This window comes from Planktosalinus sp. (assembly GCF_059864935.1).
The window spans coordinates 1-6,469 of the sequence record NZ_JCBCCK010000034.1 but is presented as its reverse complement, the minus strand read 5'-3'; the positions used below and the strand labels follow the sequence as shown (position 1 = coordinate 6,469).

Below are 6,469 nucleotides of genomic sequence, written 5' to 3'. Positions count from 1 at the left end.
AACCGCCTTTGAACAAGGCCACCAACTCGATGCTTTTTTTACCATAAATACCGCAGAAAATTTCAATTTTTCAATTGCTTACAAAGGAGTGCGCTCTTTGGGGAATTATCAAAATACACTCACCAGCACCGGAAATTTCAGATTTACCACCAATTACAAAACCAATAATAAACGCTACAATTTGAGAACACATATCGTGTTTCAGGATTTGCTCAACCGTGAAAATAACGGGTTGAAACCTCAGTTCATTCCGTTATTTGTTGATAATGACGACGATTTCAGAGACCGTGGCAGGCTGGAAGTGCAATTTGAAGATGCCGAAAATATCCTTAACGGAAGACGATTTTATCTGGAGCACGACTACAACCTGATTGACTTTAGTGATGCTGATTCCTATACGTTTTTAAAACTGGGAAATGTGCTGACTTTTGAAAATAAATCCTACCGTTACCAGCAGGAAAGCCCCTTTGAGGAGTTTGGACCTTCTTATGCCACACAAAATTTAAAGAACCGCGTGAAGCTGGAAGAATTTTACTCCAAAGCATTTGTGCATTTCAGCAATAATTTACTTGGAAATGTTCAGGTGTTTTTGGGATATACAGATTTTAATTACGGCTACAACAGCGTGCTAATTCTTGATGATGAACGCATCACAAATAGACTCACAGGCAATATTGTTGAAGCCGGTGCTTCCTATCAAAAGGAGTATCGCGGTTTTGAACTTTTTGGTAAAGCGGCTCTCAACATTTCCGGTGACTATGAAGGCAATTATATACTTGGGCAGGCTTCTTATGAGTTGGACGAAAATAACAAGGCTCAGGCAACGATGTATATCAATTCAGTGGCACCCGATTATCATTTTCAATTGTACCAAAGTGATTATGTGAACTACAACTGGCAAAACAGTTTAAGAAATATCAAGACCCAGCATTTACAGTTTGATTTGCAATCAAAAGCCTTGCTCAATGCCTCTGTGAGCTATACAGGTATTGACGATTATACCTATTTTTCGAGAACCGAAACTGACACAACCACCACACCGTTTCAATACAATGGCAGGGTGAATTACCTAAAAGTGGAAGCCGAACGCCAAATCGATTTGGGTAAATTTTCAGTGCTTGGCCGGTTGACTTATCAAAACATACTCGACGGGCAGGAAGTGTTTAAAGCTCCCGAACTTCTGGGCAGGGCCAGCGTGTTTTACAGCAATGAGTTTTTCAAAAAAGCCCTCTTTTTGCAAACCGGTGTCACCGGAAAATATTTTACTGAGTATGAAATGAACGCCTACGACCCCGTGCTGGCCGAGTTTTATGTGCAAAACAATCAAACCCTTGGCGGCTTCCCGATGATTGACCTGTTTGTCAATGCCAAAATAAGCCAAACCCGCATCTACTTTAAATGGGAACATTTTAACGCCCTTTTCACTTCACAAAACAACTATTTCTCTGCTCCAGGGCATCCTTTCCGGGATGCGAAGATTAGGTTTGGACTTGTATGGAATTTCTTTATGTAGGCTTTATGGAAACACTTATATTGGAATATAGACTAACCAATCATCAGAAGCTAATTCTTTCTCTAGTCCCTGCAATTCTTCTTGTTTTTATTATTGAGATGTTATCTGTCTCACTGAATTTTAAAGGATATCTATTTGTTTTTTTGTGCTCATTATTTTTTATCTTTCTAGTAGGCAGAGTTTTCTCTAGGAGAGGTTTAATTGCAAAAAATAACAAATTATACATTGGGGTATTTTATTTTAATATTTTAATTTTTAAAAAGCATATTGACCTGAAGGATTGGACCAAAATTTCAATATTGAAGTTTAACAGAAGACAAAAGCTTGCTTTTTTTACGTCTGCAAACCCTGACTTATCAGAACGATTTAATGCATTTGATGTGTGTTTGTTAAATGAAAAGCACACTCGAAGACTTGCATTGATTTCTCTTAGAAATGAAGAAAATGCACAAAACGCAATTCGGTTTCTAAATGCAAATTTTAATTTTAAGTTTGAAACTTATAGTCCGGATTTTACTTAATCTTATAATGAACTTGTCAAAAATTAAATATTGGAATGGTTTAAGAATAGGTTTAAACAAATGGCTTTTGCTATTAGGTGTTTTATCAGTAATTATCGTAATGGGTTTTTATGATAATAATGATTCATTAAACTTTATAATTCCCAATCAAAGATTTACTTTGACGGTTTATGCTATCATAAATTTTTTAATCTATCTCGCTGTTGTAAATACTTTTCTTTTGGTAATCGAAATGATTGATAGAACTATTAATTTCAAAGAAAGAAAAACTCTTAGTCATTTTTTTAAATGGTTTGCAATGTTATTTTTTATTGGTATTATGTTAGTTCAAATTACTTTGCTGATTCTTAATATAATCAACTAAAAAACCGACCCTTTTTCAAAAGCCGGTTATGGAATTTGGTGCTTGTAAATTGGAATTTAATCCCTAAGTAACCCTCTCGAAATCACAATCTTCTGTATCTCGCTGGTGCCTTCATATATCTGGGTAATTTTGGCATCACGCATCAAACGCTCTACGTGGTATTCTTTTACATAACCATTGCCGCCATGAACCTGTACAGCTTCAACAGCTACTTTCATAGCAACTTCAGAGGCTTTTAGCTTGGCCATGGCACCGCTCATGTCATAGTTTAGGCCCTGGTCTTTTTCCCAGGCGGCTTTCATTACCAGGTGTCTGGCACATTCAATTTCCACAAGCATATCAGCCAGTTTAAAGGCAATGGCCTGGTGGTTGCAAATTTCAGTGCCAAAAGCTTTTCTTATTTTTGAATAATCGCGGGCCAGTTCATAAGCACCTCCGGCTATTCCCAGAGCCTGAGCAGCAATACCAATTCTTCCGCCGGAAAGGGTTTTCATGGCAAACTTAAACCCAAATCCGTCTTCACCAATGCGGTTTTCCTTGGGCACTTTCACATCGTTAAAGTTCAGGGTGTGGGTGTCGCTTCCGCGTATGCCCAATTTGTCTTCTTTAGGCCCGATTTCAAAACCTTCCCAGCCTTTTTCAACGATAAAAGCGTTGATGCCACGGTGTCCTTTTTTACGGTCGGTTTGTGCGATTACCATATAATAATCCGCATTTCCTCCGTTGGTAATCCAGTTTTTGGTTCCGGTAAGCACATAGTGGTCACCTTTGTCAATAGCGGTTGTTTTTTGTGAAGTGGCATCACTTCCTGCTTCAGGTTCTGAAAGGCAAAAAGCACCCAGTTTTTGACCCGATGCTAATGGCACGAGGTATTTTTGTTTTTGTTCTTCGGTTCCAAATTCCAGCAAGCCATAACACACCAATGAGTTATTTACAGACATCACCACAGAAGCCGATGCGTCTATTTTTGAAATTTCTTCCATCGCCAGAACATAAGCCACAGTGTCCATACCGCTTCCCCCATATTCCGGCGGGACCATCATTCCCATAAAGCCCAATTCGCCCATTTTTTTGACTTGTTCGGCTGGAAATTCTTGTTTGTTGTCGCGTTCAATGACGCCGGGCAATAATTCGGTTTTTGCAAAATCACGCGCCGCATCGCGTATCATGATATGTTCTTCAGATAGATTGAAATCCATAGTGGGGGTTTTATTAGGTATATATTTTAAAAGTCCACAAAGATACTTCTTTAGCACCGTTTTTTCAATTATTCGGTTTAATTTTACCAAAATGGCAAAAGAAAACTACAACGTTATAGGAGTAATGAGCGGCACCTCGCTTGATGGTGTTGATTTGGCCTATATCGCTTTCGCGAAAAGCGATAACTGGTCATTTAATATTATTGAAGCTGTTACTGTCCCTTACCCAACCCTTTGGAAGCAGCGTTTGCAAAAGGCTATTCATCTTTCAGAAAAGGAGTTGCGTGAGTTGAATGAAGAATATACTGAGTATTTGGCTGGAGTGATTCAAGGGTTTGTAGATTTGATTGACGAGATTCCCGCCTTCACTTCGACTCCGCTCAGTGGCCGCGCGGGAATTGACGTGGTCAGTTCTCATGGACATACAATCCTTCATCAACCGGAAAATGGAATCACTTTACAAATTGGAAATCTGCCACTACTTGCTCAAAAACTCCAAAAAACAGTGGTGTGTGATTTCAGGGTTCAGGATGTGAAGCTTGGTGGGCAAGGCGCGCCTTTGGCTCCGATAGGTGACCAATTACTATTTTCTCAATATGATTACTGCTTGAATCTGGGGGGATTCGCCAATATATCCTTTGAAGAAAATGGAAAAAGACTGGCATTTGATGTTTGCCCGGTAAATGTTGTTTTAAATCACTTGGCAGAAAAATTAGGCTTACCTTATGATGATGGCGGAAAAATTGCCAAATCCTGTAAAGTTTCTGTTGAATTAATCGAAAAACTGAATTCTTTGCCATTTTATAAGCGTTCACATCCAAAATCATTGGGTCTGGAATGGGTTCAAAAAGAAATATTTCCTTTAGTAGAAAAATCAGGATTAAATGTTGAAGACCAAATCGCTACATTCACCGAACATATAGCCATTCAACTTACTGCCGTTTTTAAACCGGGAGCTTCTGTACTTGTCACTGGTGGTGGGGCTTATAACAACTTTCTTTTAGAGCGAATAAATCACCATAAAAACTTAAACCTCATGTTGCCCAATAAAAGTATTATCGAATTTAAAGAGGCGGTGATTTTTGGATTGCTGGGTGTTTTGAAATTGAGAGGTGAAAACAATTGCATGGCAACTGTAACTGGGGCAAGAATGGATCATTCTTCAGGAAAAGTTTTTGTATAACTTTTGTATAACACATTGTTATAATGGTTATATTTGTTTAAAAACAAGATATGAAAATCCAAACAGCATTCAGACTTGACGAAGAATTGCTTGAAAAATTAAAAAAAGAAGCCAAGAAAGAACAGCGCAGCCTGAACAATTATGTTGAGTTTTTGCTCTCGCAATTTGTCAACAAACAACCCAATGAAGATACACTTAAAGCGCTTCAGGAAGCATTAGACACAGATGATCTAGAAAAAATTGAGGATGTTGATGCGTTTTTGAAGAGCCTTTAGGATGTACAAACTTCTATACACAACCAGATTTAAGAAAGACCTTAAAAGGCAACGACAAAATTTTGAGTTAATAGGAGTAGTTTTAAAATTGCTCCGGCAAAAGGGGGTTTTGGGAATTCCTCAAACGATGAAACCCTATAAGCTCAAAGGAAATTTCAAAAATTGCTGGGAGTGTCACATCAAACCTGATTTGTTAATCATTTGGATTCAAATTGAATCACCCGGAGAAATAAAGTTGATTAGAATCGGAAGCCATTCAGATTTATTTGGCTGAAATTGTTATTCATTTTTTCTGAAAAATACATGTACTTTTGTGCCATCATAAAAAACAAAACACACCCCTACAATTAAATAAATTCATGAAAGAATTACTCCAGAAATTTGAAAATAAATCTCCAGAAATTGTATTTCACTGGAATGACCCCGAAACCGAAGCCGAAGGCTGGACAGTCATCAACTCATTAAGAGGTGGTGCTTCTGGTGGCGGAACCCGTATGCGTGTAGGGCTTGACCAAAACGAAGTGTTATCTCTTGCCAAAACTATGGAAGTGAAATTTACAGTTTCCGGACCTCCAATTGGTGGCGCAAAATCAGGAATCAATTTTGACCCCAAAGACCCCAGGAAAAAAGGCGTGCTTGAGCGTTGGTACAAAGCGGTTTCCCCGCTTTTAAAAGCCTACTATGGCACCGGAGGTGATTTGAATGTGGACGAAATTCACGAAGTAATCCCTATCACCGAAAACTGCGGTGTCTGGCATCCACAGGAAGGCGTTTTTTCCGGACATTTTCATCCCACCGAAGCTGATAAAATCAATCGTATTGGCCAATTGCGTCAGGGAGTCATCAAAGTATTGGAAAACGACAATTTTTCACCTGATGTCACCAGAAAATACACAGTAGCCGATATGATTACAGGTTATGGCGTGGCTGAAGCCGTAAAGCATTTTTATGATATTTACGATGGCGATGTAAAAGGCAAAAGGGCCATCGTTCAAGGATTTGGAAATGTAGGTTCAGCTGCCGCTTTTTATTTGGCAAAAATGGGTGCCAAAGTGGTGGGAATCATCGATCGCGTGGGCGGCGTGATTAATGAAGACGGCTTCACCTTTGAAGAAATCAGACAATTGTTTTTAAATAAAGACGGCAATACTTTAGTTGCTGATCAAATGATGCCCTTTGAAGAAATCAATGAAAAAATTTGGAACATACAAGCAGAAATATTTGCACCATGTGCAGCATCCAGGTTGGTAACTCAAGGTCAAATAGATAGTATGATAGCTTCGGGACTTGAAGTAATTTCAAGTGGTGCCAATGTGCCTTTTGCAGATAAGGAAATATTTTTTGGCCCAATCATGGAAGCCACCGACTCAAAAGTGAGTATGATCCCTGATTTCATCGCAAACTGCGGAATGGC

6 protein-coding genes are annotated in these 6,469 nt (G+C 38.8%); 5 read left to right on the top strand and 1 reads right to left on the bottom strand.

All coding sequences use genetic code 11. The features are described from left to right. Positions 1-1,513, top strand: a 1,513-nt coding sequence (locus AC6F75_RS01395) for a putative porin (protein ID WP_500713135.1), incomplete at its 5' end; no start/stop codon positions are given. Positions 1,514-2,454: 941 nt separating this feature from the next. On the opposite strand, the gene AC6F75_RS01390 is transcribed toward AC6F75_RS01395, so the two are convergent. Then, positions 2,455-3,597 (bottom strand): acyl-CoA dehydrogenase family protein, encoded by a 1,143-nt coding sequence (locus AC6F75_RS01390; RefSeq protein WP_500713134.1) that lies wholly within the window; start codon positions 3,595-3,597, stop codon positions 2,455-2,457. 91 nt (positions 3,598-3,688) lie between these two features. On the opposite strand from AC6F75_RS01390, the gene AC6F75_RS01385 reads away from it, so the two are divergent. The 4 genes from AC6F75_RS01385 to AC6F75_RS01370 form a co-directional block, all read left to right on the top strand. Continuing rightward, entirely contained in the window at positions 3,689-4,780 is a 1,092-nt protein-coding gene (locus tag AC6F75_RS01385) for an anhydro-N-acetylmuramic acid kinase (RefSeq protein WP_500713133.1), read from the top strand. Positions 4,781-4,830: 50 nt separating this feature from the next. Then, on the top strand, positions 4,831-5,055 hold the full coding sequence (locus tag AC6F75_RS01380) for a DUF6364 family protein (protein WP_500713132.1): 225 nt from the start codon (positions 4,831-4,833) through the stop codon (positions 5,053-5,055). 1 nt (position 5,056) lies between these two features. Then, entirely contained in the window at positions 5,057-5,329 is a 273-nt protein-coding gene (locus AC6F75_RS01375) for a type II toxin-antitoxin system mRNA interferase toxin, RelE/StbE family (RefSeq protein WP_500713131.1), read from the top strand. 85 nt (positions 5,330-5,414) lie between these two features. Continuing rightward, positions 5,415-6,469: Glu/Leu/Phe/Val dehydrogenase dimerization domain-containing protein (locus AC6F75_RS01370; RefSeq protein WP_500713130.1), on the top strand; the 1,055-nt coding region annotated here is incomplete at its 3' end.